The following is a 23,432-nucleotide window of genomic DNA, read 5'->3' on the forward strand; positions in this document are numbered from 1 at the left end:
GCCGGTTGACCCTTGCGGGCCCCCCTTGACTTGCATGTGTTAAGCACGCCGCCAGCGTTCGTCCTGAGCCAGGATCAAACTCTCCAAGAGAATTCGATACATAAGCTCGCTCGAACGCAGTCCTCGGATCAGTCGATCGCTCGGCGATCCAACGACTGCATCCGGAATCAATTCGTGTTTGTGACTCTCCCCGCGGCGCACGATCACCGCGGATCTCCAAGAGCCTCGCACACCACTTCGCTCGATTGTCAAACAGCAACGCCCCCCATGGATCCGAGGGGACGCGTAAGATAAGACGCCCAGTCACACCGTCAAGTGGGGTGCCCCCCACCCGGCACTACTCCTCGTATCGCCCCGGCCCAGGACGAGGACGCTCATCCTCATCCTCCGCATCATACTCGTCGTCCAGGTCGATCAGCGTGTCGTCGAAATCCTCCTCCTCCTCGTCCGCCTCGTCCTCGTCCGCCTCGTCGTCATCCTCCTCATCCTCATCCTCCTCATCCTCGTCGAGGTCGTCGTCGTACTCCTCTTCATCCTCGTCGAGGTCGATCGCCTCCGGATCGTCGAACTGGTCGTCGAACTCCTCGTCCTTCTCCAGTTCGTCGTCCTCCCCCTCCACGTCGTCGTCAAAGTCGTCGTCGTCGTCCCGCCGTGGCGACATCCCGTACGACATCCCGTACGACGTCCCCTCCGACGTCCCGTACGCCATCCCGTACGCGCCGCGCGCCTCCGACGACTCGAACTCGGGCAACATTGCTTTAGTCTCCTCGAATGAAAATTACGGCGCCGCGCGTTCCCGTTCGCGCTTTGCCTCACGAGAGAGCTTCTTCCGGTCGATCGCATTCAACATGCGCTTGCGCAAGCGCACCGCCGCGGGCGTGACCTCGATCAGCTCGTCGTCCTCTATGTACTCCAGCGCGCCTTCCAGCGTCAACTCCCGCGGCGGCTCCAGCTGGATCGCCTCGTCGGCCGACTTGGAACGCATGTTCGTCAGCTTCTTCTCCTTCGTCGGGTTCACGTCCATGTCGCCCGGACGCGAGTTCTCCCCGATGATCATCCCGTCGTACACCTGCTCCCCGGGACGCACGAACAACGTCGAGCGCTCCTGCAGGTTGCCCAGCGCGAACGCCACCACCGTCCCCTGCTCCATCGAAACCAGCGTGCCACGCGTCCGCCCCGTCAACGCCCCCGCCCACGCCCCGTACTCCAGGAACCGGTGGTGCAGGATCCCCGTCCCCCGCGTGTCCGTCAGGAACTCGCTGCGATACCCGAACAGCCCACGCGCCGGAATCCGGTACCGCACCCGTACCATCCCCTGCCCCGGATTCCGCATGTCGATCAGCTCGGCTCGCCGCGGCCCCAACTTCTCGATCACCACCCCGAGAAACTCCTCCGGGACGTCGATCATCAGCTCCTCGTACGGCTCCAGCTTCTCGCCGTTCGGCCCCTCCCGCGAGATGACACGCGGACGCGAGACCTGGAACTCGTACCCCTCGCGACGCATCGTCTCCATGAGGATCGAGAGGTGCAGCTCGCCACGCCCCGATACCGTCCACGTATCGGTCGAATCGGTCTCCTCGACCTTGAGCGCCACGTTCCGCTCCAGCTCCTTGTAGAGCCGCTCCCGAAGCTGGCGCGACGTCACGAACTTCCCGTCCTTCCCCGCAAACGGGGAATTGTTCACGAGGAAGTCCACCGAGATCGTCGGTTCCTCGACCGCGATCCCCTCCATCCGCTCCTGCGCCTCCACATCCGACAGGGTGCTTCCGATCTCTACTCCCTCCAGCCCCGCCAGGGCGACGATGTCCCCCGCCGACGCCGACTCGACCTCGATGCGCTCGAGTCCCTGGTGCGTGTACAACTTGGTGACGCGCGACGTCACGACCGGGAGCGCCGGATCGCTCGGCAGGAGCGCGATGTTCTCGCCCAACTTGACCCGGCCACGCTCGATGCGTCCGACCGCCAGCCGGCCGAGGTAGGGCGAATAGTCGAGCGTGGAGACGAGCATCTGGAACGTCCCGTCCCGGTCGCTCGGCGGCGGGGGGACGTGGGCGACGATCGCATCGAACAGCGGCGCCAGGTCGACCGGCGTCCGGGCAAGGTCGGTCGTGGCAACCCCCTCACGCCCGGATGCGAAGATGAACGGCGCGTCCAGGATGCTGTCGTCCGCCTCCAGCTCGATGAACAGGTCGAGGACTTCGTCGTGGACGCGCATCGGCTCGGCCCCGGGGCGATCGATCTTGTTGATCACCACGATCGGGGCGCGCTTGAGGTCGAGCGCCTTCCGGAGAACGAAGCGCGTCTGCGGCATGGGCCCGTCGAAGGCGTCCACCACCAGCAGAACCCCGTCGACCATGCGCAGGATTCGCTCGACCTCCCCGCCGAAATCGGCATGGCCCGGCGTATCGACGATGTTGATCTTCGTCTCCCGCCAGGTCACGGCCGTGTTCTTGGCCAGGATCGTGATTCCGCGTTCCCGCTCCAGCGGGTTCGAGTCCATCACGCGCTCGGCGACGACCTGATTCTCGCGGAAGGCGCCGGCCTGGCGTAGCATCTTGTCGACCAGGGTCGTCTTCCCGTGGTCGACGTGCGCGATGATGGCGATGTTGCGGATATCCATAGCCCCGAAGTATCACAGGTCAGGGGGGGGACCTTCAACCCTCTTGCCTATCCGGACGGGGAGTGCCAGCGTGTATTTGTCCTGACACTAGCCGGAGGTGTGCCATGCACCAGCAGCAGGAGCCCTCGAAGGACGTGTATCCCCAGGGCCGCGGATACGGCCACGACTACATGCGCGGCGGGGAGGTTCTGGGAGGCTATGGCTACAGTGCGCGCGAGGAGTACGAGCGCAGCCGCGGTGAGTTGAAAGGCCAGCCCCAGTCGACGGGCTCCAACGGCGAGGGCAGTACCTAGGCGTTCGCCCCGCGTGCGGCCATCGGGGCAGCCGGTGGCCGGCCACGTGACCAGCCACGACGACGGCGCGAGGAATGGATTCCTCGCGCCGTTCGCGTTCTCAGCGGCGCGTCCCGTACCCCGCGCGGGGGGGCGGCGTCTTGGCCTGCACCGTGCCCCCCTCCGGACGGGACGGCGACGCGTTAGGCGGCGACTCCGCCTCCGCGAAGGACATGTCGTAGCCGCGCGCCCTGAGGCTGGCCGCAATCGTCGGTTTGTCGATGGCGCGCAGGTACGCCTCCTTCGGCTCGACCATCCCCTTCTCCACCAGCTCGAGCAGCGACTCGTTGAGGCCGATCATGCCCAGGCGCCGCGATGTCTGCATCACGCTCGGGATCTGGAACGTCTTCGCCTCGCGAATGAGGTTCGAGATCGCCGGGGTCGCGAGGAGGACCTCCATCGCCGCCACCCGCCCGCCACCGACCTTGCGGCAGAGCGTCTGGGCGATGACCCCCTTCAGCGACTCCGACAGCATCACGCGGATCTGCTCCTGCCGGTCCGACGGAAACTGGTCGATGATGCGGTCGATGGTGCTCGCGGCCGTCGTGGTGTGCAGCGTCCCGAACACGAGGTGCCCCGTCTCCGCGGTCTCGATCGCGATCCCCACCGTCTCGAGGTCGCGCAGCTCACCGACCAGGACGACGTCGGGATCCTCGCGCAGCGCGGCGCGCAACGCATGCTTGAACGAGTTGGTGTGCATCCCGACCTGCCGCTGCGTGACGAGACATCCCTTGCTCTCGTGCACGAACTCGATCGGGTCCTCGATGGTCACGATGTGGTCCTGCCGCACGCGGTTCACCAGGTCGACCAGGGCACACAGGGTGGTCGACTTCCCGCTCCCCGTGGGACCGGTGACGAGGACCAGCCCCTTGGTCAGCCGGCAGAGCGCCTGCACCTCCGGGCTCAGCCCCAGCTCCTCGGCGGTGATGATGCGCGACGGGATCGCGCGGCACACCGCCCCCGGCCCGCGCCGGTCCGCGAAGGCGTTGACCCGGAAGCGCGCCACCCCCGGGATCTCGTAGGCGAAGTCGGTGTCGTTGTCCTCGGCAAACTCCCGGCGGTTCCGCTCCGGCATGATGGCGTGCAGCATCGCCCCCACGCCCTGGGCATCGAGGCGCGCGTACGCGTCGAGGCGGACGATGTCGCCGCTGATCCGCATCAGCGGATGGTCGCCGGTGCGCAGGTGCAAGTCCGAGGCCCCGCGCGTCATCTGCTCGCGCAGCAGCGCCTCCATCTCGGCGCGCGCCGACGGGTCCACGGCGCCCGTCGGGGGCTCCGCGCTCGCCGTGACCACGGTGGTCGGCACGACGGGCGTGGCCATCACCGCGGGGGGCGACACCGGCGTCGGATTTCCGCGCCCGCCGACCGCGCGCACCTCGGCGCGCCCGGTCCCATCCTGCCGCCACAGGCGCACCGAATACTTGCCTCCGCCCACGGTGGCCGAACGCACCTGCGGGTCCCCCTCGGCCAGCGCATCGACGACGGACGACGGTATCAGCTCCGACACCAGGGCCCGCCAGTGCGCCGCCGAGAGCGGGTGCTTGGTGATCGGGTGGATGCCATCGACTCGCGCGAGCGTGATCGGCTCGCCCTCCACGAGGGAGAGCGCATCGGCGCGCGTACTGGCGAGGACCTCGAGCAGGCGCGGGATCTGGGACATCAGGAGTCCTGCCGCACGTGCGCGATGCGCGCCCGGTTCAGGAGCACGACGCCTTCTTCCTTGTAGAGCGCCACGAAGCGCTCGGTGAACCGATTGAGGTAATCGAGGACGCGCCGGCGCCCCGTGACCTGATGGACGAGGATCGTCCCGACGTGCGCCGCGCCGCCCTGCATCACCACCTCCACCTCGGCCGGGGTGCCGAAGTCCCACTCGCCCTCATCGGCATCCTCACGCGCCACGAACAGTTCGCGCACCTGCTCCTTCGCCACGAGCAGGGTGAGCCCCTTCATGGTCGCGATCGGGAAGAACGGCTCGGCGCCATTGAGCACGTCGTGCGCCGTCTCGTGGCCGGAGCCGTTGCGGGCACTGGCCTGAACGAACAGTTCGCCGCTGATGCGTTCCCCGTCCAGGGTGATCAGCACGACGGGAAGCCGGGCCTTCTCGATTCGGAGGTCGTCCATGAGGTTCCACATGTCGGTCGCGCTTGCCGGGATGTCTCCACCGGAAACGACGCGCCGACGGGTGGTTACGTCACGACGAGGCGGCTGGCGGGAGCTCCCGCCCTACGGATGGCCGTTGTCGCACATCGGCTCGCCCTCGATCTGGACGGTGCAATGCAGGATGCCGAACTCGCGCATGGCCGCGACGGCGTCGCGCAGGACGCGCTGGTGATCCGCCTCACGGGGGACGACGGCGTGGGCGCTCATCGCCACCATCCCCGAGGTCACCGTCCAGACGTGCAGGTCGTGGACGGCCGACACCCCCTCCACCCGGGAGAGCGCGCCCCGCACCGCGCCCAGCGAAATGTGCGACGGAGTGGCCTCCAGCAGGACGTCGACGCTCTCGCGCACGAGGTGCCACGACGAGCGCACGATGAGGAGCGTGACCAGGATGGAGGCGATGGGATCGGCAGCCTGCCATCCGGTGAAGCGAATCGTGGCCCCGGCCGCGACGGTGCCGATCGAACCGAGCAGGTCCCCCAGCACGTGGAGGTACGCCCCGCGGGCGTTGAGCGAGTGGGCATGCAACGGGTGCAGGATCCACGCACAGGCCGCATTCACCAGGAGGCCGCCCGTGGCGACGGAGAGCATCAGCCCGGTGGCGACGGGCTCCGGGGCGCGGAGGCGGCCGAACGCCTCGAAGATGATGAAGCCGGAGACCACCAGGAGCGCCGCCCCGTTCAGGAAGGCGGCCAGGATCTCCCAGCGGAGGTAGCCGTAGGTCTTCTCGGGAACGGCGGGCTGGCGGGAGAACCAGGCGACGAAGAGCGAGAGGGCCAGCGCCGCCACGTCGGTGAGCATGTGGCCCGCGTCGGCCAGAAGGGCGAGCGAGTTGGCCAGGATCCCCCCGACGACCTCGGCAACGAGGAACGTCGCGGTGAGGGCCAGCGCCCAGCGCAACCGGCGCTGGAGCCCGGGATCGGTCCCGCTGTCGAGGTGCATGTGCACGTGATGGTGCCCATGCGGGTGCTCGTGATGGTGCTCCTGATCGTGCTCCCGAGGGTGCGCACGCGGGTGACCGTGCACGTGCGCATCGCCGTGCCCCGGGCCGTGCGCGTGCGCATGGCCGTGCGCCGTACCGGGGGACGGCGGTGGGGGGTGAGGGCGACGTGGCGGGGTCATCTGTACTGTGGACGACGAGTCACGGGGTCGGGTATGTTCCAAGGGTGACGAACAAAGTCCTGCTCATCGTCGCCCTGCTCCTCCTCAACGGCTTCTTCGTCGCGGTGGAGTTCGCCCTCGTCAGGTCACGCCGCACGCGCCTGGAGGCGATGGTGCACTCGGGCGATCGCCTGGCGAAGTACGCGCTCACCGCTACGGGCAATCTGGTGAGGGTGCTGTCGGCCAGCCAGTTGGGGATCACCCTCACATCGCTGGGGCTGGGGTGGGCGATCGAGGGGACGCTGGGAGCGTTCTTCGAGCGCTGGTTCGAGCAGCTCCCGCTGGCGCTCGAGGCATCGCTGCGGGTGAGTCTCGGGGCCGCGATCGCCCTCGCCTGCGCGACCTTCATGCACGTGGTGTTCGGCGAGCTGGCCCCGCGCGCGGCGGCGCTGAACCACCCGGAGCAGTTCGCGCGCTACCTGTCGCCCCTCCTGCTGGCCTTCGCGTGGCTCACGGCCCCCTTCACCTCGGTCCTCAACAAGTCGGCCGAACTGGTCCTGCGCCTCTTCGGTCAGCGCGCCGACGTGGGCGAGGAGACGGTGCACTCGCCCGACGAGCTGCGCATGCTGATCGAGCACAGCGAGGAGAGCGGGGCGATCGAGGCGCGCGACGCGGCGCTCATGGAAGGAGTGTTCGAGTTCAGCGAGAAGAACGCCCGCGAGGTGATGACGCCGCGAACGGAGATCGTCGCGCTTCCCATCGGCGCCACGCTCGAGGAGGCGCTGGCGCTGGTGGACGAGAGCAACTTCTCGCGCTACCCCGTCTACGACGAATCGCTGGACAACGTCGTGGGGGTGGTGCTGGCGAAGGACCTCCTGCGTGCGCTGCGGCGCGCCCCCATGCTGTTCTCCGTGCGGGACATCATTCGCGACGTCCTCGTCGTTCCGGGGTCGCGCGAAGTCGAGGAAGTCCTGTCCGACTTCAAGAAGCGCAAGGAGCACATGGCCGTCGTGCTCGACGAGTTCGGCGGAACGGCGGGAATCGTGACGATGGAAGACCTCCTCGAGGAGATCGTCGGCGAGATCCTCGACGAGTACGACGAGCCGGAACGGCGGGCGGTCGTGTCGTCGTCGGGCGAGACGATCCTGCCCGGGGAGACGCACGTCCCGGAGGTGAACGAGCAGTACGGGACGACCGTCCCGGAGGAGGACTACACGACGATCGGCGGCTACGTCTTCGGGGCGCTCGGGCGCCTCCCGGTGGTGGGCGATCGCGTCTCGGCGGGGGGAGCCACCTTCACGGTGCGCGACATGGAAGGGCGACGCATCAAGAGCCTGGCCATGCTCCTCGACGTGGCCCCGGCCGCGGCCGGGGAGCGTTAGGCGCCCGCGGCCGCCGGGTGCAACGCCGCCGCTACGACGCGGGCGCGCCGGGCGAGAGCGGCACGGCGCGCGCGGCAATCGCGGCGCACATGGTGACGGCGGCGATCATGCTCCCCGCGTCGGCGATGCCCTGCCCGGCGATGTCGAGCGCCGTCCCGTGATCGGGGGAGGTGCGCGGAAAGGGGAGGCCGAGCGTGACGTTCACCGCGTGCCCGAACGACGCGACCTTGATGGCGGTCATGCCGACGTCGTGGTACGGAGCGATCACCGCGTCGAACGCCCCGCGCATCGCCCGCACGAAGACGGTGTCGGCGGGGAACGGGCCGCTCACGCCGGCTTCCCGCGCCACCGGGGCCAGGAGGGTATCGTCCTCGTCGCCGAAGCGCCCGCCGTCGCCCGCGTGGGGATTGAGGGCGCAGAGGGCGATGCGCGGCTCGGCGATCCCGAACCAGTGGCGCAGGCCCTCGCGGGTGACGCGCACCGCGCGCATCAGGGCCTCGCGCGTGACCGCCGACGGCACCTCGCGCAGCGAGACGTGCGTGGTGGCCAGGACCACGCGCAGCGTGTCGGAGGCGAGCATCATCGCCACGTCGGCGCCGGTAAGGGCGGCGAGCATCTCGGTGTGCCCCGGGTAGTCGTAGCCTCCGGCCAGCAGCGCCGCCTTGTCGATGGGGGCCGTGACGATCCCGCCCACCCGTCCGGACTTCGCCAGCTGCACCGCGCGCTCGATCGCGAGGCCGGCCAGCCGGCCAGCGAGGGCCGGCCCCCCCCGGGCGTGCCACTCGCCCACCGCGTGCTGCACGTCCAACCCCGTCCCCGTGGGGCCGACCAGCTCGAACGCCCCGAGCGCCTGTACCTCGCTGCTGTCAAGCGCCTTGCGCACGACCTCCGGGCCGATCCCGCGAGGATCACCGAGGGTGATGGCGATGGGGCGGCGGGGCATGGACGGCGAGGCGAGGCGAGGGGGCGTCGGCGCCGAACTCAGCGAAGGGCGTCCGAGCCCCCAACCGCCCCTGCGCCGTCGAGCATGACGGCGACGTAGGTGTCCTTGCGCAGGCCGTCCAGGAGGCGTCGGTACGACTTCTCCTGCGACAGCTGCTCCCGGATCTGGTTGCGCAGGTCCTGCACGGTGTAGTCGCCCTCTTCCGCCACGTTGACCAGCTGGGCGATCACGAACTTCGGGACCCCGCGCTGCCGATCCTCGACCTCGAACGGCGGGACGAAGTCGCCGTTCTTCTTCCCGTCGAAGGCCTTCTGGTACGACTCGGGGAGGCGGGAGCGCTCGAACGGCTCCAGCACCCCCTTGGCCTCGTCGGAGGCGATGTCGTGGAAGCGCGCCACGAGGGTGTCGAAGGGAGTTCCCTTTTCCCAGAGCATCAGCACCGAGTCGGCCCGCGCTCGCGCCCGCGCGATGTCGGCCGAGTCGTACTTGGGCTTGATGAGGATGTGCCGCGCCTTGCGCTCCGCCGGCTGCACGCGATCGACGCGGATGATGTGGAAGCCGAACTGCGTCTCGACGATCGGCGAGATCTGCCCCGGCGGGAGGAGGAACATCATCTGGTCGAACGCGGGGACCATCTGGCCACGGCGCGACCATCCGAGGTCGCCCCCCTGCACGGCCGATCCCGAATCTTCGGAGACGCGCTTCGCGATCTTCTCGAAGTCGCCGCCGCTGGTGAGGTCCTTGTACACCGACTCCGCGCGGGCGTACGCCACCTTGCGGGCCGCCTCGGACGCCTCGGTCGGGACCACGATCTGGCGGAAGGTCACCGTGGCCGGGCGCTTCGGGAGGCGCTCTCGTTCCCGATTGAACGCATCGGTGATCTCGTCCTCGGAGACGGCGACCGTGATCATCTTCCCGTCCTGCCGCATCTTCTGGACGAGTCGCTCCTGCAGGGCACGGCGCCGTGCCTGGTCGGTGAGCCAGCGGCGATACTCCTCGATGGAGCCGAAGCCGCCGCTCTTCAGCGCCTGCGCGAACTCTCCCTCGTTCTTGAACTGGTCGCGCAGCCGTTTCATCTGCTGTTCGACCGTGGTCGTGAGGTCGGCGTCGGCCACGGTGATGGAGGTGTCGCGCTGGGCGCGCTGGACCATCACCTCCACGTCGATCATCTCGTTGACGATCGAGCGGGCCAGGGCGAGCTGGGCGGTGGAATCCTCGGGGACCTGAAGCCCCTGCGCCCGGCGCTGCGACAACTCCTCGAGCACGTCGCTCCAGAGGATGACGTGCTGTCCGACCACGGCGACGATCTTGTCGACGGGGATGTGAATGGGTTGCTGCGCGTGCGCCGCGCCCGCGGTGGCGGTGAGCATGGCGGCCAGCGCCGCCGCCACCCGAAGCAGATGTCTCATGCGCTCAAGGTACACGAATTGGGGGAGACAAGTTCAACGCGGGCGACCCCGGAGGATCGCCCGCGCCCGAACCATCGGAGTGGACCCGCGTTACTTCCGGGCACCCGTGTCGGCGGACGGCGGCGTGGCCCCCGGGACCGGGACGGCGGACGGCGGCGTCTGGGATGCGCGGGCCGAGTCGGCCTTGGCACGGATCGGCTGCGCGTCGGCCACCGCCTTGTCGAGGGCAGCCGAGTTGATCTTCCAGTCGTACTTCTTGTGGAGCGCCTGCACGAGCGGCGCCGGCACCTCGACGAACTGCGCCTCGCCGTTGACCAGCCGGCCGAGGTACTCGTCGATGCGCGAGGCGGCCAGGCGCGCCTTCTCCCCCTTGTTCTTGGCGCTGTCACCCAGGGCCGACGGGGCGATCCCGAGCCCGGCCCAGACGTTCCCCACCAGCCCCTTGAACGAGTTGCGGATCTCCGCCGTCTCGGCGCTGTCGGTGGTGACGTTGGCCTTCTCCGCCGCATCGAGGATGAGCTCGTTGCGCAGGAGGTTGAGGACGAACGTCTTCATGAGCGAGTCCGGAGCCTGGGCAATCTGCCCGCGGATCTGGTCCGGGTTCGGGAAGCCGTTGATCCAGCGGGCTACCTGCGCGGCGGTGAAGTTGCCGAGGCGCGAGGTGGCGACCACCGTGCGGTCGTTCTCGTGCTCGTTGGGATCGGCGGCGACGGCCTTGACCGTCTTGGCTGCCGTCTCCTTGACATCGACCTTCCCCTCGGTCTCGAGCCCGGTGATGTAGGTGCTCTCGGCGACGAAGCGCTGCCGCTGCGCGAACTGCTGGAGGAACGGCCCCTTGGCCTCGGCGTAGGTGGAGCGGCGCACGATGTGATAGCCGAACTGGGTGCGCACCAGGGGGCCGATCTCGCCCGGCTTGAGGGCGGCGACGGCTCGCGAGAACTCGGGGACCATGGCCGACGGCGGAAAGACGCCGAGGTCACCGCCCACGTCCTTCGTGCCATCGGTGCCGTATTCCTTGGCGAGGGCAGCGAAGTTGGCGGTCGTGGCGCGCTTGCGGACCCCTTCGGCCTTCTGCATCACCGCCAGGGTGTCGGCGTCCTGCCCTGCGGGGACCTGGAAGAGGATGTGCCTGGCCGCGAGGAGGTCCCCCTTCTCGAAGGCCGCCGAGGCCGTCGCATCGGAGGTGTCGGTGACCCACTTGTCCGAGACCTGCTTGTAGAACTTGTTGGTCTTGGCCGACGTGTAGACCGGCCACATGACCTCGTCGATGAGCTTGTCGTCGTTGAGCGAATCGCCGTTGGCGGCGGCGACACCGAGGAGCTGGTAGTTGACCCAGGCATCGGCGATGCTCTGCGCGACTTCCTTGCGGATGGGGACGCGGGACTTGCCCAGGAGGTCGGCCAGCTCCTGCACCGAGAGCTCCTGCGACCCGGCGCGCGCCGCGACGTCGACATGCGAGGAAAAGGCCTCTTTCAATCCATCACACGCAACGAGCGAGACAAGGGCGAGCGCACCACCGAGGAAGCGAAGGCGAGTCATGTTGGTCCGGATGAAGATGCTGGTGAGACTGCTGCTTACCCGCCCCGCGGCGGATCGTTCGGGCGCAGGAGCGAGAGGGCGCGCACGAGACCGTCGAGGATGCCGGCGCCGCCAAGCCGGGTGAGCTTGAGCGACAAGGGCTGCATGCGCCGGATCTCGGCGCGGAACTGCACCTCTCCGAAGGCCGCCGTGAGCCCCTTGAGGCGCGGCGTCGCGGAGTCGCGAAAAGTAACACGGGCTTCGTCACCGTGCACGAGGATCCCCTCGATCCCCAGCTCCCCGCCGACCAGGCGCAGGATGGCGCTGGCAAAGAGGTGATGCGCCTCGCGCGGGAGGGGGCCGAAGCGGTCGCGCACCTCGCCCTTGAGCGCCTCGATGGCGACCGGCTCGGTGAGGGCGGTGAGCCGGCGATAGATGTCGAGCTTCGCGTCGGGGGCGACGATGTAGTCGTCGGGGAGATAGGCCGGGAGGTCGAGCGAGACGTCGGTGGGGACGACGGGGGGGGCGGCATCGCCGGCCTGGACGCGCCTGACCGCTTCCTCGAGCATGCGCAGGTACAGCTCGAAGCCGACCGCCTGGACGTGGCCGGATTGCTCGGCGCCGAGGAGGTTCCCGGCGCCGCGCAGCTCCATGTCCTTGAGGGCCACGCGGTACCCCGCCCCGAGCTCGGTGTGGTGCTCCAGGACTTGCAGCCGGCGCTCCGCGTCCTCGTCGACCTGGTCGGGGACGACCAGGTAGCAGTAGGCGCGCCGGTGCGAGCGCCCCACCCGTCCGCGCAGCTGGTAGAGCTGGGCGAGGCCGAAGTGGTCGGCACGGTTGATGAACATCGTGTTGGCGTTAGGCACGTCGAGCCCGCTCTCCACGATGAGGGTCGAGACGAGGACGTCGACCTCGCCGGCCACGAAGCGGCGCATGACCTCCTCCAGGTCCTTCTCCCGCATCTGTCCGTGCCCCACGGCGACGCGGGCGCGCGGGGCGACCCGCCGGATGTGGTCGGCGATGGCCTCGATGGTCTCGATGCGGTTGTGGACGAAGAAGACCTGCCCGCCGCGATCGAGCTCGCGGGCGATCCCCTCCTCGATGATGCCGTCGTCCCACGGCTCCACGAAGGTCAGGACGGGCGAGCGATCGCGCGGCGGGGTCTGCATCAGCGTCATGTCGCGCAGCCCCGCCAGCGAGAGGTGCAACGTGCGCGGGATCGGCGTCGCCGTCAGCGTCAGGACGTCGGTCTCGAGCTTGAGATGCTTGAGCTTCTCCTTGTGCTTGACGCCGAAGCGGTGCTCCTCGTCGACGACGATGAGCCCCAGTTGGCCGAAGGCGACGTCGTCGGAGAGGAGGCGGTGGGTCCCGATCACGACGTCGATCGACTTCGCGGCCAGGTCGGCGAGGATCGCGGCCTGCTCCTTCGGCGTCTGGAAGCGCGACACGACGGCGATGCGGACGGGGAAGTCGGCCAGGCGCTCGGAGAAGGTGCGGAAGTGCTGCTCGGCGAGGATCGTCGTCGGGACGAGGACGGCGACCTGCCGTCCGCTCTGGATCGCCTTGAAGGCGGCCCGAATCGCGATCTCGGTCTTGCCGTAGCCCACGTCGCCCACCAGGAGGCGGTCCATGGGGCGCGGCTTCTCCATGTCCTCCTTGACGTCGGTCGTCGCCTTGCGCTGGTCGGGCGTATCCTCGAAGAGGAACGACGACTCGAGCTGGCGTTGCCAGGCGGTATCGGGGACGTGGGGGGGGCGGGAGGCCAGGTGACGGCGCGCGTACAGCAGGAGGAGCTCCTGCGTCATCTCCTCGATGGCCAGGCGCGTCCGTTCGCGCTGCTGCGCCCAGCGGCGTCCGCCGAGCTTGTGCAGCCTGGGCGGCGGGGCGTCGTCCCCGACGTCGACCCCCGACCGATACCGCTCCACCTGGTCGATGCGATAGAGCGGGACGTTGAGCCGGTCGCCTCCCTCGTACTCGATGACGGCGACCTCGATGGTGCTCTCCCGCATGAAGAGCTTCTCGATGCCGCGATAGATCCCGACCCCGTGCTCGAGGTGCACGACGTAGTCGCCCGGCTTGAGCGTGGTGATCGCCTCGAGGGCCGACCCGGTCGCATAACGACGGGCGCGGCGGAGGCGGCGCTCGCGGCGGAAGATCTCGTGGTCGGTCAGGACACGGAGCCCGGAGGCACCGGACGGGAGGCGGGAGGTGGGAGGCGGGAGTGCGCCGGTGCGCGGCGCCGTTTCGGGCCCGGCGCCAAACGCCCGTCCCCCATCCACCGTCTCCCGCCGGTCGGGCACGCCCGGCGGCACCACGAAGCCCCCGTTCAGCACGCCGATCACCAGGCTGGCCGGCGAGCGGGCCGCCGCCTCCTCGTTGAGCAGCTCGTCCAGGCGCTCGGCCTGCCCCGCGTTGTCGCAGAGGATCATCGTCGGCGTGCCGTCGCGCACCACCTGGCGGAGGAGGCGGATGTCGCGGGCGATGTTCTCCGGGGGACGAATGGGGAAGGTGATGCAGTCGCGCTCCCGCGACGGATCGGTGGCGGCGATGCGTCCCAGCGTGCCTAACGCGCGCTCGACCTCGGCCGGCGGGAGGAAGAGCTGGTCGCGCGGCACCACCTCCTCGCCGCGGCGCCGGGCCAGCTCGGCGTGGTGCTCCGCCTCGGCCCACGTGCGGGCGAGCTCGGGGACGAGGTGCGACTCGTCGGGGAGGACGAGGACGGTGTCGGGCGGGAAGAGCGCGAGGATGGAGACGCGGTCGCCGCCGGGCGTGCCGACGCTGGGCGCCGCATCGACCGGGAGGATGACGGCGACGGTGGCCGGGCGCGTGCTCCGCTGCGTCCCCAGCTCGAAGTGGCGCAGCTCGACGATCTCGTCGCCCCAGAACTCGAGGCGCACGGGTTCCGCCATGCCGAAGGAGTAGATGTCGAAGATCCCCCCCCGCACCGAGAACTGGGCCACGTCGTCCACCATCGTGACGCGCTCGAAGCCGATGGCCTCGAGATGCGCGGCGAGCTCCTCGGGGCGCCGGACGTCGCCCTTGCGCAACTCGAGGCGCGCCGTGCCTAACGCGTTGGGGAGGGCGGTGCGCTCCAGGAGGGCACGGGCGGTGGTGAGCAGGATGCGCACCGCCCCGCGCGAAACGCGCTCCAGCGTCTCGACCCGCTCGCCGGCCACCTCCGCATGGGGCTCCACCTCGCCGTAGCCCTCGCGCGGCGGGTACAGCGCGGCCGCCGCATCGTCGGCGAGGACGTGCAGGTCCGAGAGCCAGCGCTCCGCGTCGGCCACCGCGTCGGTGACGACGACGAAGAAGCGCTGCGGGAAGCGTCGGGCCAGCGCCGCGACCAGGACGGCGTCGCTGGAGCCGTGCAGTCCGGCGACGGCGACACGCGCCCCGGCCGAGGGGAAGACGTTGGCCACACGGGCGAAGGCGCCAAGGCGCTCGACCGCGTCGAGGATCGTGGGGAGCGCCATCAGGCGGCAGCGCCGCGGCGCTCGCCCCGTCGCAGCACGACCGTCTCGGCCACCAGGAGGGCGAGGGCGAGGACGATCAGCGGCACCTGCAGCGGGCGGCGCGACCCGACGTCGAAGAGCGAGCGCTTCCAGGCCGCGACGTCGGCGGTGACGACGGCCCCGCGTGTGCGCACGCGATCGCGCAGCGCCGCGAGCGGGAGGCGCGCCAGGTCCGACTCCTCGGGCTCGGCGTTCACGACCAGCGCGCCCACGCGATCGGGGCCGCGGCGGAGGAAGTACCCCCCGGCACGCGCCGGCGCGGTGCCGCCAGCCGCAATCGGCGTCACCTGTCCGTCGCCCCCCTCGAGCCCCTCCACCCCGGCCGGAAGGCGGACGCGCCCGCCGGGGGCGGCGTGGAGGATGGCGGTCGCCGACCCCGCCAGGCGCTGGGCGACGACGTCACCGAGCCACGGGACGAAGCTCGCGCGCAGGGGGAGGTCGGTGGCCGAAGGGTCGAGCGGCGAGCCAATGATGACGTAGCCGTCGCCCGCCACGATCCACGGCGCCCCCCCGGCGGTCGCGATGGTGTCGCCCGCGGCCCCGGACTGTGCTTCCAGCGGATAGCGGAACGAGGTGCGCACGCCATCGAACCGGTCGCCGCGCACCGCGGTCTCGTCGCGACGCGGCGGGGCGAAGCGCCACGGAAGTCCCAGGCGCTCGAGCGTGCGGTTGGCGGCGCCGAGCCGTGAGGGCTCGGAGGGCGCGAGGAGGAGGGCCGGGAGCCTGGGGACGCCGTCAGCTGCACCGAGCACGACGTCGTCGCCCGCGGCCACCCGGTCGTCCTGCAGCAGCGCATCGACGGCCGTGCGCAGGAAGGGGCCGGCGGCGGGATCGGGGCGCACGCGCGGGGCGGCGCCGATCCAGACGGCGAAGTGGCGCACGTCGTCGGCGCGCAACTCGTCCGGCTCCAGCTCCACGAGCCCGGCGCGCCACCCCCGGTCGACGGGGGCGGCGCGCACGGTGAGATCCTCACCGTCGCGCGCCGTCCCCCGCGCGAGCGTCCGCTCACCCAAGGCGATGCGATAGGTGGCGGAGTCGGACAGCCGGGCCCGGGCCACCACGGCGCCACGGGGGGTCCAGCGCTCCGGGCGCGCATCCGCGAGGATCACGGCCCGGTTGCGGGGCGGCGTCCCTGCCGGCGCGAGAACCGAGAGCGGGACGTCGCCGGTGGCGACGGGAGCGCTCCAGGTGGTCGCCTGCCCATCGGTGACGACCACGACCTGGCGCGCCGGGATCCCCGATCCGACGACCAGCCCCGCCGCCCGCGTGATGGCCGTGGCCAGGTCGCCTCGGCCGGGGAAGACGTCGGTGCGCGAGATCGCCTGGCGCACGGCGTCGAGCGATCCCCCAACGACGCTCCCGTCGACCGTGACGAGCCAGACCCGGTCGCTCCCGGTGGCGGCATTCGCCGCCTCGAGCGCTCGCGCGCGCAACGTGGCCAGGAGCGGTTCCCCGTCGACGATCGCGCTGGTGCTGAGCGAATTGTCGAGGACGACGGCCAGGGCGGTGGGGACGTGCCCCGCCCCCAGGAAGCTCCCGATGGGGCGCGCGGCGGCGAGGGCGACGGCCAGCACCGCGGCGATCCGCAGGAACATCAGCAGCAGGTTGCGGATCTTCAGCTGCCGGACGTTGTCCTTCTCGGCACGCTCCAGGTAGCGCACCGCGGGGAAGTCGATCCGGTTCTCGATGCGCCGGCGCCGCAGGTGCAAGAAGAGGGGGACGGCGACCGCCCCTGCCAGCAGCAGGTACAGGGGTGCGAGGAAGCTCACGGGAGTCGTTGGCGCGAGGCGAAGGCGCGGCGCAGCGGGACGCCGAAGGGGGAGTCGGTGAAGACGACCTCGTATCCCACGCCGAGGGCGGCCAGGCGCGAGCGCCAGTCGGCGATGGCCCGGTCCACCGTGGCACGGTACGCCTCGCGCACCTCCGACGCGGTGGCCGGGAGGTGCAACGCCTCGCGCTCGGGGTCGACGAAGATCGCCTCGGGGGCGACGTCGAACTCCCGCTCCGATGGATCCATGATGTGCAGGACGGTGACGCCATGCCCGCCGGCGCGCACGACCTTGAGCGCGCTGAGCGTGGCCTCCTCGTCGACGAGGAGGTCCGACACGAGGACGACGAGCCCGGGGCGCGAGACGAGCTTCCCCGCCTGGACGAGCGCGGCCGACATGTCGGAGTCTTCCCCCGCCCCGCCCTCCTCGAGCGCCTTCACGATGCGGCGCCACTGCACGTTGCGCGCGCGTGGCGGGATCACGCTGCGCAGCGCCTCGTCGTAGCGGATCAGGCCGACGGCGTCCTTCTGCCGGATCAGGAGGAGCGAGAGCGCCGCGACGACCTGCTCGGCGTAGGCGAGCTTGGTGAGCCGGGCCGGACTCCCGCGCCAGTCCATCGACTTGGAGACGTCGAGGACGACGGCGGCCCGCATGTTGGTCTCTTCCTCGAACTGCTTGACCATCCACTTGTCGGCCCGCGCCACGATCTTCCAGTCGATATAACGGAGGTCGTCGCCCGGCTGGTACGGACGGAACTCGGCGAATTCGACCGAGAAACCTTTGCGGGGGGATCGGTGTAGCCCTTGCAGGAATCCGTCGACGACCCACTTCGCCACGATTTCCATCCGGCCCAGCGAGGCAAGCTGGGCCGGGTCGATCAGGTCGGCGCGCGTGGCGCGGCTCGTCTCCATAGGGAGGCGGAAGCTAGAAAGGGGGTTGGGGCTGGTCAAATGCATCGAGTGGTGCCGCCTGCCTACGGGGGGCGCATGGAAAATGCTGGCGTGCACGTGGGGGGACGTTAGGTTGGATCGAGCAGGTGAACCGGCGCGAGCCCGCGGCAACCAGCGGCCGCGCCCGTCAGGCGGGAGGCGAGCCATGCAGGGTCGATCGTTGGTCACGGGAGCACTCGTGGCGCTGGCGCTGTCTGCGCCTGCCGGCGCGCAGTCCGTCCGCTGGAACGACCGCGTCGCGGTCGACACCGGTCCCGAGACGCCCACGGTACGCCTGTGGCTCGAGGGGACGCACACCTACTCGTACGGCGCCCCGGTCCGCGTCTGGTTCAACGTCAGCGACGACGCCTACGTGGTCGTCGCACGCGTCGACGGCAACGGGCATCTCACGGTGCTCTTTCCCACCAGCCGGACGCGGACGAGCGAGGTGAAGGGAGGCGAGGACATCCAGGTGCGGGGGCGTCGGGGAGCGGCCACCTTCTACGCGACGGACCGGATGGCCGGCGGCTTCGTCTTCGCCATGGCGTCGTACGACCCGCTGGACCTGTCGCGCCTCACGTCCCGCGACTTCGACCGGTACGTGACCGGGATCTACGTCGGGCGCCCGACCCGGGTCTATGTCGGCGACCCGCACCGGATCGTGTCGCGCTTCGCGAACCTCGTCCTCTTCAGCGACCAGTCGCCGTTCGACTATGCGGTCGACTACTACAACGTCGACGCACCGTACTACGTGACGTCGGCGGGGTTCTCGAACTTCTGCAACGGCTACTACGGACAGTATCGCCGCGGGCTGGCCGAGCGCTGGGACGACGAGATGTATTACGGGGACGGGTTCGGGGCGATGTACAATTGCGGGTTCTACAACTACTGCACCATGGGGTCGCCCTACGGCTTGGGGTACGACCTCTACGGCATGGGATTCGTGAACCCGCTCTGCTTCTATCCGCGCTCCAACCAGCCGACCTCCACACGCCCGCCCGTCCCTCCCCCGGGGAGCGACTCGGCGCGCGTTCCCGTCTGGCTCACCGACAGCGTACGCGTCGGGCGGCCTGACACGGTTGGCGTGGTCCCCGAGCGGCCGGTGGCCGAGCTGCGGGATGGGAACGAGGGCCTTCGTCGCGGCGCGACGGTGACGACCGGCCCGGGACGCCCGATTTCCGTGGGCGACGACGACCCCAGCGGTCGGTCGTACGCCATCCCGGGGCGCGCGCTCCGGCATTCGCCCACCACCTTTGGCGGCGGCCGCGAACGCGACATCGGCGGCGCACCCGGCCCCGATCGCATCTCGCCGGCGACGGACGGTGGCTCGACCATCACCTGGGTGCGCCCACCGCGCGAGGTCGGCGAGGGGGGACGGACGCCGTATGGTGACGGGGCGCTCCCGCGCAGGGGGCGTTCGGGTGACAATCGTGAGCCGGGCGACCTCCGCAACGGGCCCACGACGTTCGTGACCGGCGCCGAAGGTCGTGCGCCGGTTCGCGCCGCGCCGCCACGCTTCGACCCGCCGACACGGACCTACGGTCCGCGATTCGACGCGCCGCCGCCGAGCGTGCGGAACTCGTTCGATGCCCCGCGCTACGATCGGCCGTCGCGCTTCGACACGCCGCGCGACAATGGGGCGTCGCGCTCCGATCCCCCACGGGGCGACGGCGGTCGGCTCTCGCCTCCCATGGGGGGCGCGGGGAGCGGGACGTCGCATGTCGGCGACCAGGTGCGTGCCTCGCCAACGCCCCCGTCATCGGCTCCCGCCCGTGGGGCGGAGTCGCCCCACCCTCCGGCCTCGACGGGTGAGAAGAAGCCCCCGGGCGGGGCGTAGCGGCAACGCATACGGTCGGCGCGCGACATCCGACGGGGGAGCCTGGCGCAGGCTCCCCCGTCCGTGCCTGAAGGCGGGCCGAGTTATATTTCTGGGCTTCCCGGGGGCGTCCTCGTCGCCCCGGTGAACCATCCCATGCCCCGCGCTGCACCGTGAATCTCCAGCATATCCGCAACTTCTGCATCGTCGCGCACATCGACCACGGCAAGTCGACGCTGGCCGACCGCCTCATCGAGACCACGGGGACGCTCGAGCGGCGCGAGATGAAGTCGCAGGTGCTCGACACGCTCGACCTGGAGCGCGAGCGCGGGATCACGATCAAGCTCAACGCCGTGCGCATGGGGTACAAGGCGCGGGACGGGCAGCAATACGAGCTGAACCTGATCGACACCCCCGGGCACGTGGACTTCACCTACGAGGTCTCGCGTTCGCTGGCGGCGTGCGAAGGGGCCATCCTGGTGGTCGACGCGTCGCAGGGGATCCAGGCGCAGACCCTCTCGAACCTCTTCCTCGCGCTCGACGCGGGACTCGAGATCATCCCCGTCCTCAACAAGATCGACCTGCCGGGCGCGGAACCGGAGCGGCGCAAGCAGGAGGTGCACGACCTGATCGGGGTCGCCCCCGACGATATCCTCCTGGTGAGCGCCAAGGAGGGGCTCGGGGTCCCCGACCTGCTCGAGGCGATCGTGAAGCGCGTGCCGCCGCCCAGGGGCGACCCGAACGCGCCGCTCCGCGCGCTCATCTTCGACTCGTACTACGACCGCTACCGCGGCGCCATTCCGAGCATCCGCGTGGTGGACGGCGTGATGACGCCCGGGATGCAGATCACGTTCGGCGCGAACGACGCGCGCTACGAGGTGATCGAGGTCGGGATGTTGCAGCTGCGCCAGGTGAAGCAGGAGCAGCTGTCGGCCGGCGAGGTGGGGTACGTGGTGGCCAACGTGCGCAGCGTGAGGGAGACGCGCGCGGGCGACACGATCTTCGACGCCGACCACCACGCCACCGAGGCCCTGCCGGGGTACAAGGAGGTGCACTCGATGGTGTTCGCGGGGATCTACCCCACGGACACGTCGCAGTACGAGTCGCTGCGCGATGCGCTCTCCAAGCTCCAGCTCAACGACGCCTCGCTGCACTACGAGCCCGAGACGTCCACGGCGCTGGGCTTCGGCTTCCGCTGCGGCTTCCTGGGGCTGCTGCACATGGAGATCGTGCAGGAGCGGCTCGAGCGTGAGTTCAACCTCGACCTCGTGACCACCGTCCCGAACGTGGAGTACCACGTGTACAAGACGGACGGCGAGATGGAGCTGATCGAGAACCCGTCCAAGCTCCCGTCGCCGCAGGTGATCCAGCGCATCGACGAGCCCTACGTCAAGGCGCGCATCGTCTCCCCCACCGAGTACATCGGCCCGATCATGACGCTGGGGACGGAGCGCCGCGGCGTGTACCTGGGGATGAAGTACATCGACACGACGCGCGTGGAGTTCGACTGGGAGTTCCCGCTGGCCGAGATCGTCCTCGACTTCTACGATCGCCTCAAGACCATCTCGCGCGGCTACGCCTCGCTGGACTACGAGATGGCCGACTATCGCCCGGGGAAGCTCGTGAAGCTCGACCTGCTGATCAACGGCGACGTGCTCGACGCGTTCTCGGTGATCATCCACGTCGACAAGTCGTACGACTGGGGACGCAAGATCGCCGACAAGCTCAAGGAGCTCATCCCGCGCCAGCTGTTCGAGGTGATCATCCAGGCCGCCATCGGCACGAAGATCATCGCCCGGACCACGGTGAAGGCGCTGCGCAAGGACGTGCTCGCGAAGTGCTACGGCGGCGACATCTCGCGCAAGCGCAAGCTCCTGGAGAAGCAGAAGGAGGGGAAGAAGCGCATGAAGCAGGTCGGCGCGGTCGAGATCCCGCAGGAGGCGTTCCTGGCGGTGCTGCAAGTTGACTAGGGGCGGGACGGGAGACGGGGGACGGGAGACGGGCACGCGGCGCGCCGTGCGCGCCGCGGAAGGAGAATCCGCCTACCTCCTCGGCCGTCCCCCCCGCGCGCGGCAACGCCGCGCGCACGCTCGCCCCCCGTCCCCCGTCTCCCGGACGTCGTAGTGCGCTCCCTCGTCATCCAGACGAGCTTCCTGGGCGACATGGTGTTGACCACGCCGCTCATCCGCGCGCTGGCGACGCGGGGGCCGGTGGACGTGGTGGCGACGCCGGCCAACGCGGGACTGCTGGCGCATGACCCGCACGTGCGTCACGTGTACCGCTACGACAAGCGCGGGGCGCACGCCGGGGCACGGGGCTTCCGCGAGCTGGTGCGGCTGGCCAAGGCCGGCGGCGCGAGCGATACGGCCTTCCTGGCGCAGGGATCGTGGCGGAGCGCGGCGCTGGCGGTGGCGGCCGGCTACGCGGAGCGCGTCGGCTTCGAGACGTCGGCCGGACGCTGGCTCTACACGCGCCGCTTTCCCTACCGGCGCGACCGTCACCATGCCGAGCGTCTCTGGTCGCTCGCCGGGCACGGCCGAGACGCCGCGCCCCCGCCCGAGGTCGTGCGCCCGGCGCTGTATCCCGGGGTGGAGGACGAGGAGGCGGTGCAGCGCCTGCTGGACGCGCACGCGCATGCCGGAGAGCCGCTCCTGGCCGTGGCGCCGGGGTCGGTGTGGGCCACGAAGCGGTGGCCCTACTATGCCGCGCTGGCGCGCCGCCTGACGCTGCTCGGGCGCGTGATCGTGCTCGGGAGCGAGGGCGACCGCGCGTTGGCGCAGGCGATCGTGAGCGAGACGTTCGGCAGCGCCATCGACGCCACGGGGGCGCTCACGCTCCTCGGCTCGGCGGCGCTGCTGCGTCGTGCGCGGGTGCTGGTCACCAACGACTCGGCGCCGTTGCACCTGGCGTCGGCGATGGACACGCCGACGGTGGCCCTGTTCGGCCCGACCGTCCCCGCCTTCGGCTTCGGACCGCTGGCCACGGCGCGACGCGTGGCGGAGGTCCCGATGCTCGAGTGCCGCCCTTGCGACACGCACGGGCCACGCACCTGTCCGCTCAAGCACTGGCGGTGCATGCGAGACCTGACCGTCGCCGAGGTGCTGGACGCCGTGGACGCGGTGCGCGCCGAAACGGACGCCTGACGATGGGCGACATCGCCAACCCGGTGCTCGGCCTCGCCCTCGGGCTGGGCGTGGGATTCGTCCTTGGGCTCCTCGGCGGCGGCGGATCGATCCTGGCGCTCCCGATCTTTCTCTACGTCTTTCATGTCCCCACCAAGCCCGCCATCGCGATGAGCCTGGCGGTGGTGGGGATGAGTGCCTTCGTGGGCTTCCTGTCGCACTGGCGCCAGGGGACGGTGAACCTGCGCGTGGCGGTCCCGTTCGGCCTGTGCGCGATGGCCGGTGCGTTCGCCACGGCGCGGCTGGCGCACTTCGTCCCCGAGCAGATGCAACTCTCGCTCTTCGCCGCCTTCGCCCTGGCGGCGTCGGTGATGATGCTGCGCGACTCCCTTCGCCCGATCGCCGCGCTCCCCACGGAGGGGAGCGCAGCCGCCGGGGGGCGCTTCTCGTGGCTCCTCGCGCTGCAGGCGCTCGGCGTGGGAATCCTGACGTCGCTGATCGGCGCCGGCGGCGGGTTCGTCATCGTCCCCGCCCTCGTCCTGCTCGCGCAGGTCCCGGTGAAGCCCGCCGTGGGCAGCTCCCTCCTGATCATTACCATGAACTCGCTGAGCGGCTTCGCCGGCTACATCGGGCAGGTCCCGATCCAGTGGGAGCTCGTCGCGTCGTTCACCGGCGTCGCCGCCGTGGGTGCGCTCACCGGAACGCGTCTGGTGCGCCACGTTCCGCAGGCCCGCATCAAGCAGGGGTTCGCTGTCATGATCCTGCTGCTGGGGACATATTTTGCCCTGAGGAAACTGCACATCGTCCCCTAGCACTCCC

The 23,432-nt window shown here is 70.1% G+C and carries 18 protein-coding genes and 1 rRNA gene; 7 read left to right on the forward strand and 12 right to left on the reverse strand.

Annotated features, from left to right (window positions below):
- The 3 genes from ABS52_11435 to ABS52_11445 form a co-directional block, all read right to left on the reverse strand.
- Positions 1 to 91: ribosomal RNA gene (locus ABS52_11435) — 16S ribosomal RNA — on the reverse strand; the annotation flags it as partial.
- A gap of 246 nt (positions 92 to 337) precedes the next feature.
- Positions 338 to 754, reverse strand: coding sequence for a hypothetical protein (locus tag ABS52_11440; protein ODT02886.1), 417 nt, complete (start codon positions 752 to 754; stop codon positions 338 to 340).
- 24 nt (positions 755 to 778) lie between these two features.
- Positions 779 to 2,620, reverse strand: coding sequence for a GTP-binding protein TypA (locus tag ABS52_11445; protein ODT02887.1), 1,842 nt, complete (start codon positions 2,618 to 2,620; stop codon positions 779 to 781).
- Between the two features lie 104 nt (positions 2,621 to 2,724).
- Here ABS52_11445 and ABS52_11450 point away from each other — a divergent pair, with 104 nt between their 5' ends.
- On the forward strand, positions 2,725 to 2,913 hold the full coding sequence (locus ABS52_11450; GenBank protein ID ODT02888.1) for a hypothetical protein: 189 nt from the start codon (positions 2,725 to 2,727) through the stop codon (positions 2,911 to 2,913).
- A gap of 100 nt (positions 2,914 to 3,013) precedes the next feature.
- Here ABS52_11450 and ABS52_11455 read toward each other — a convergent pair whose 3' ends face one another.
- The 3 genes from ABS52_11455 to ABS52_11465 form a co-directional block, all read right to left on the reverse strand.
- Complete coding sequence (locus tag ABS52_11455; protein ODT02889.1) at positions 3,014 to 4,612, reverse strand: hypothetical protein; 1,599 nt, start codon at positions 4,610 to 4,612, stop codon at positions 3,014 to 3,016.
- Positions 4,612 to 5,085 carry a hypothetical protein gene (locus ABS52_11460; protein ID ODT02890.1) on the reverse strand — a complete coding sequence of 158 codons (474 nt, stop codon included), beginning with the start codon at positions 5,083 to 5,085 and terminating at the stop codon, positions 4,612 to 4,614. The genes ABS52_11455 and ABS52_11460 overlap by 1 nt, the downstream gene beginning before the upstream one ends.
- A gap of 90 nt (positions 5,086 to 5,175) precedes the next feature.
- A complete protein-coding gene (locus ABS52_11465; GenBank protein ODT02891.1) occupies positions 5,176 to 6,054 on the reverse strand; it encodes a hypothetical protein in 879 nt (292 codons plus the stop codon).
- On the opposite strand from ABS52_11465, the gene ABS52_11470 reads away from it, so the two are divergent.
- Both ABS52_11470 and ABS52_11475 read left to right on the forward strand, forming a co-directional pair.
- A complete protein-coding gene (locus ABS52_11470) occupies positions 6,055 to 6,282 on the forward strand; it encodes a hypothetical protein (protein ID ODT02892.1) in 228 nt (75 codons plus the stop codon). It abuts the gene before it with no gap.
- A gap of 26 nt (positions 6,283 to 6,308) precedes the next feature.
- Entirely contained in the window at positions 6,309 to 7,595 is a 1,287-nt protein-coding gene (locus ABS52_11475) for a hypothetical protein (GenBank protein ID ODT02945.1), read from the forward strand.
- A gap of 31 nt (positions 7,596 to 7,626) precedes the next feature.
- Here ABS52_11475 and ABS52_11480 read toward each other — a convergent pair whose 3' ends face one another.
- The 6 genes from ABS52_11480 to ABS52_11505 all read right to left on the reverse strand — a co-directional run bounded on the left by ABS52_11480 (position 7,627) and on the right by ABS52_11505 (position 17,657).
- The gene (locus ABS52_11480; GenBank protein ID ODT02893.1) at positions 7,627 to 8,538 is read right to left on the reverse strand and encodes a 4-hydroxythreonine-4-phosphate dehydrogenase PdxA; all 912 of its coding nucleotides are present in this window, start codon (positions 8,536 to 8,538) and stop codon (positions 7,627 to 7,629) included.
- Positions 8,539 to 8,576: 38 nt separating this feature from the next.
- Positions 8,577 to 9,929, reverse strand: coding sequence for a hypothetical protein (locus tag ABS52_11485; protein ODT02894.1), 1,353 nt, complete (start codon positions 9,927 to 9,929; stop codon positions 8,577 to 8,579).
- A 108-nt stretch (positions 9,930 to 10,037) separates the two neighbouring features.
- On the reverse strand, positions 10,038 to 11,486 hold the full coding sequence (locus ABS52_11490; protein ODT02895.1) for a hypothetical protein: 1,449 nt from the start codon (positions 11,484 to 11,486) through the stop codon (positions 10,038 to 10,040).
- A gap of 35 nt (positions 11,487 to 11,521) precedes the next feature.
- Positions 11,522 to 14,938 (reverse strand): transcription-repair coupling factor, encoded by a 3,417-nt coding sequence (locus tag ABS52_11495; GenBank protein ODT02896.1) that lies wholly within the window; start codon positions 14,936 to 14,938, stop codon positions 11,522 to 11,524.
- Positions 14,938 to 16,746: a hypothetical protein gene (locus ABS52_11500; protein ODT02897.1), complete on the reverse strand. Its 1,809-nt coding sequence runs from the start codon at positions 16,744 to 16,746 to the stop codon at positions 14,938 to 14,940. The genes ABS52_11495 and ABS52_11500 overlap by 1 nt, the downstream gene beginning before the upstream one ends.
- Positions 16,743 to 17,657: a hypothetical protein gene (locus tag ABS52_11505; GenBank protein ID ODT02898.1), complete on the reverse strand. Its 915-nt coding sequence runs from the start codon at positions 17,655 to 17,657 to the stop codon at positions 16,743 to 16,745. The genes ABS52_11500 and ABS52_11505 overlap by 4 nt, the downstream gene beginning before the upstream one ends.
- 217 nt (positions 17,658 to 17,874) lie before the next feature.
- Here ABS52_11505 and ABS52_11510 point away from each other — a divergent pair, with 217 nt between their 5' ends.
- The 4 genes from ABS52_11510 to ABS52_11525 all read left to right on the forward strand — a co-directional run bounded on the left by ABS52_11510 (position 17,875) and on the right by ABS52_11525 (position 23,425).
- The gene (locus ABS52_11510) at positions 17,875 to 19,512 is read left to right on the forward strand and encodes a hypothetical protein (GenBank protein ODT02899.1); all 1,638 of its coding nucleotides are present in this window, start codon (positions 17,875 to 17,877) and stop codon (positions 19,510 to 19,512) included.
- Positions 19,513 to 19,664: 152 nt separating this feature from the next.
- Positions 19,665 to 21,461, forward strand: coding sequence for an elongation factor 4 (locus ABS52_11515; protein ID ODT02900.1), 1,797 nt, complete (start codon positions 19,665 to 19,667; stop codon positions 21,459 to 21,461).
- A gap of 153 nt (positions 21,462 to 21,614) precedes the next feature.
- A complete protein-coding gene (locus ABS52_11520) occupies positions 21,615 to 22,634 on the forward strand; it encodes a hypothetical protein (GenBank protein ID ODT02901.1) in 1,020 nt (339 codons plus the stop codon).
- 2 nt (positions 22,635 to 22,636) lie between these two features.
- A complete protein-coding gene (locus ABS52_11525) occupies positions 22,637 to 23,425 on the forward strand; it encodes a hypothetical protein (protein ID ODT02902.1) in 789 nt (262 codons plus the stop codon).
- The last annotated feature ends 7 nt before the right edge of the window (positions 23,426 to 23,432 follow it).

The organism is Gemmatimonadetes bacterium SCN 70-22, assembly GCA_001724275.1.
GTDB lineage: Bacteria > Gemmatimonadota > Gemmatimonadetes > Gemmatimonadales > Gemmatimonadaceae > SCN-70-22.

What these genes read in the sequence shown, in the direction of transcription:
- ABS52_11505 (ODT02898.1), bottom strand. Translation starts at nt 17,657, where the DNA reads ATGGAGACGAGCCGCGCCACGCGCGCCGACCTGATCGACCCGGCCCAG.
- ABS52_11495 (ODT02896.1), bottom strand. Translation starts at nt 14,938, where the DNA reads ATGGCGCTCCCCACGATCCTCGACGCGGTCGAGCGCCTTGGCGCCTTC.
- ABS52_11490 (ODT02895.1), bottom strand. Translation starts at nt 11,486, where the DNA reads ATGACTCGCCTTCGCTTCCTCGGTGGTGCGCTCGCCCTTGTCTCGCTC.
- ABS52_11445 (ODT02887.1), bottom strand. Translation starts at nt 2,620, where the DNA reads ATGGATATCCGCAACATCGCCATCATCGCGCACGTCGACCACGGGAAG.
- ABS52_11480 (ODT02893.1), bottom strand. Translation starts at nt 8,538, where the DNA reads ATGCCCCGCCGCCCCATCGCCATCACCCTCGGTGATCCTCGCGGGATC.
- ABS52_11450 (ODT02888.1), top strand. Translation starts at nt 2,725, where the DNA reads ATGCACCAGCAGCAGGAGCCCTCGAAGGACGTGTATCCCCAGGGCCGC.
- ABS52_11465 (ODT02891.1), bottom strand. Translation starts at nt 6,054, where the DNA reads ATGCACCTCGACAGCGGGACCGATCCCGGGCTCCAGCGCCGGTTGCGC.
- ABS52_11525 (ODT02902.1), top strand. Translation starts at nt 22,637, where the DNA reads ATGGGCGACATCGCCAACCCGGTGCTCGGCCTCGCCCTCGGGCTGGGC.
- ABS52_11440 (ODT02886.1), bottom strand. Translation starts at nt 754, where the DNA reads ATGTTGCCCGAGTTCGAGTCGTCGGAGGCGCGCGGCGCGTACGGGATG.
- ABS52_11460 (ODT02890.1), bottom strand. Translation starts at nt 5,085, where the DNA reads ATGTGGAACCTCATGGACGACCTCCGAATCGAGAAGGCCCGGCTTCCC.
- ABS52_11455 (ODT02889.1), bottom strand. Translation starts at nt 4,612, where the DNA reads ATGTCCCAGATCCCGCGCCTGCTCGAGGTCCTCGCCAGTACGCGCGCC.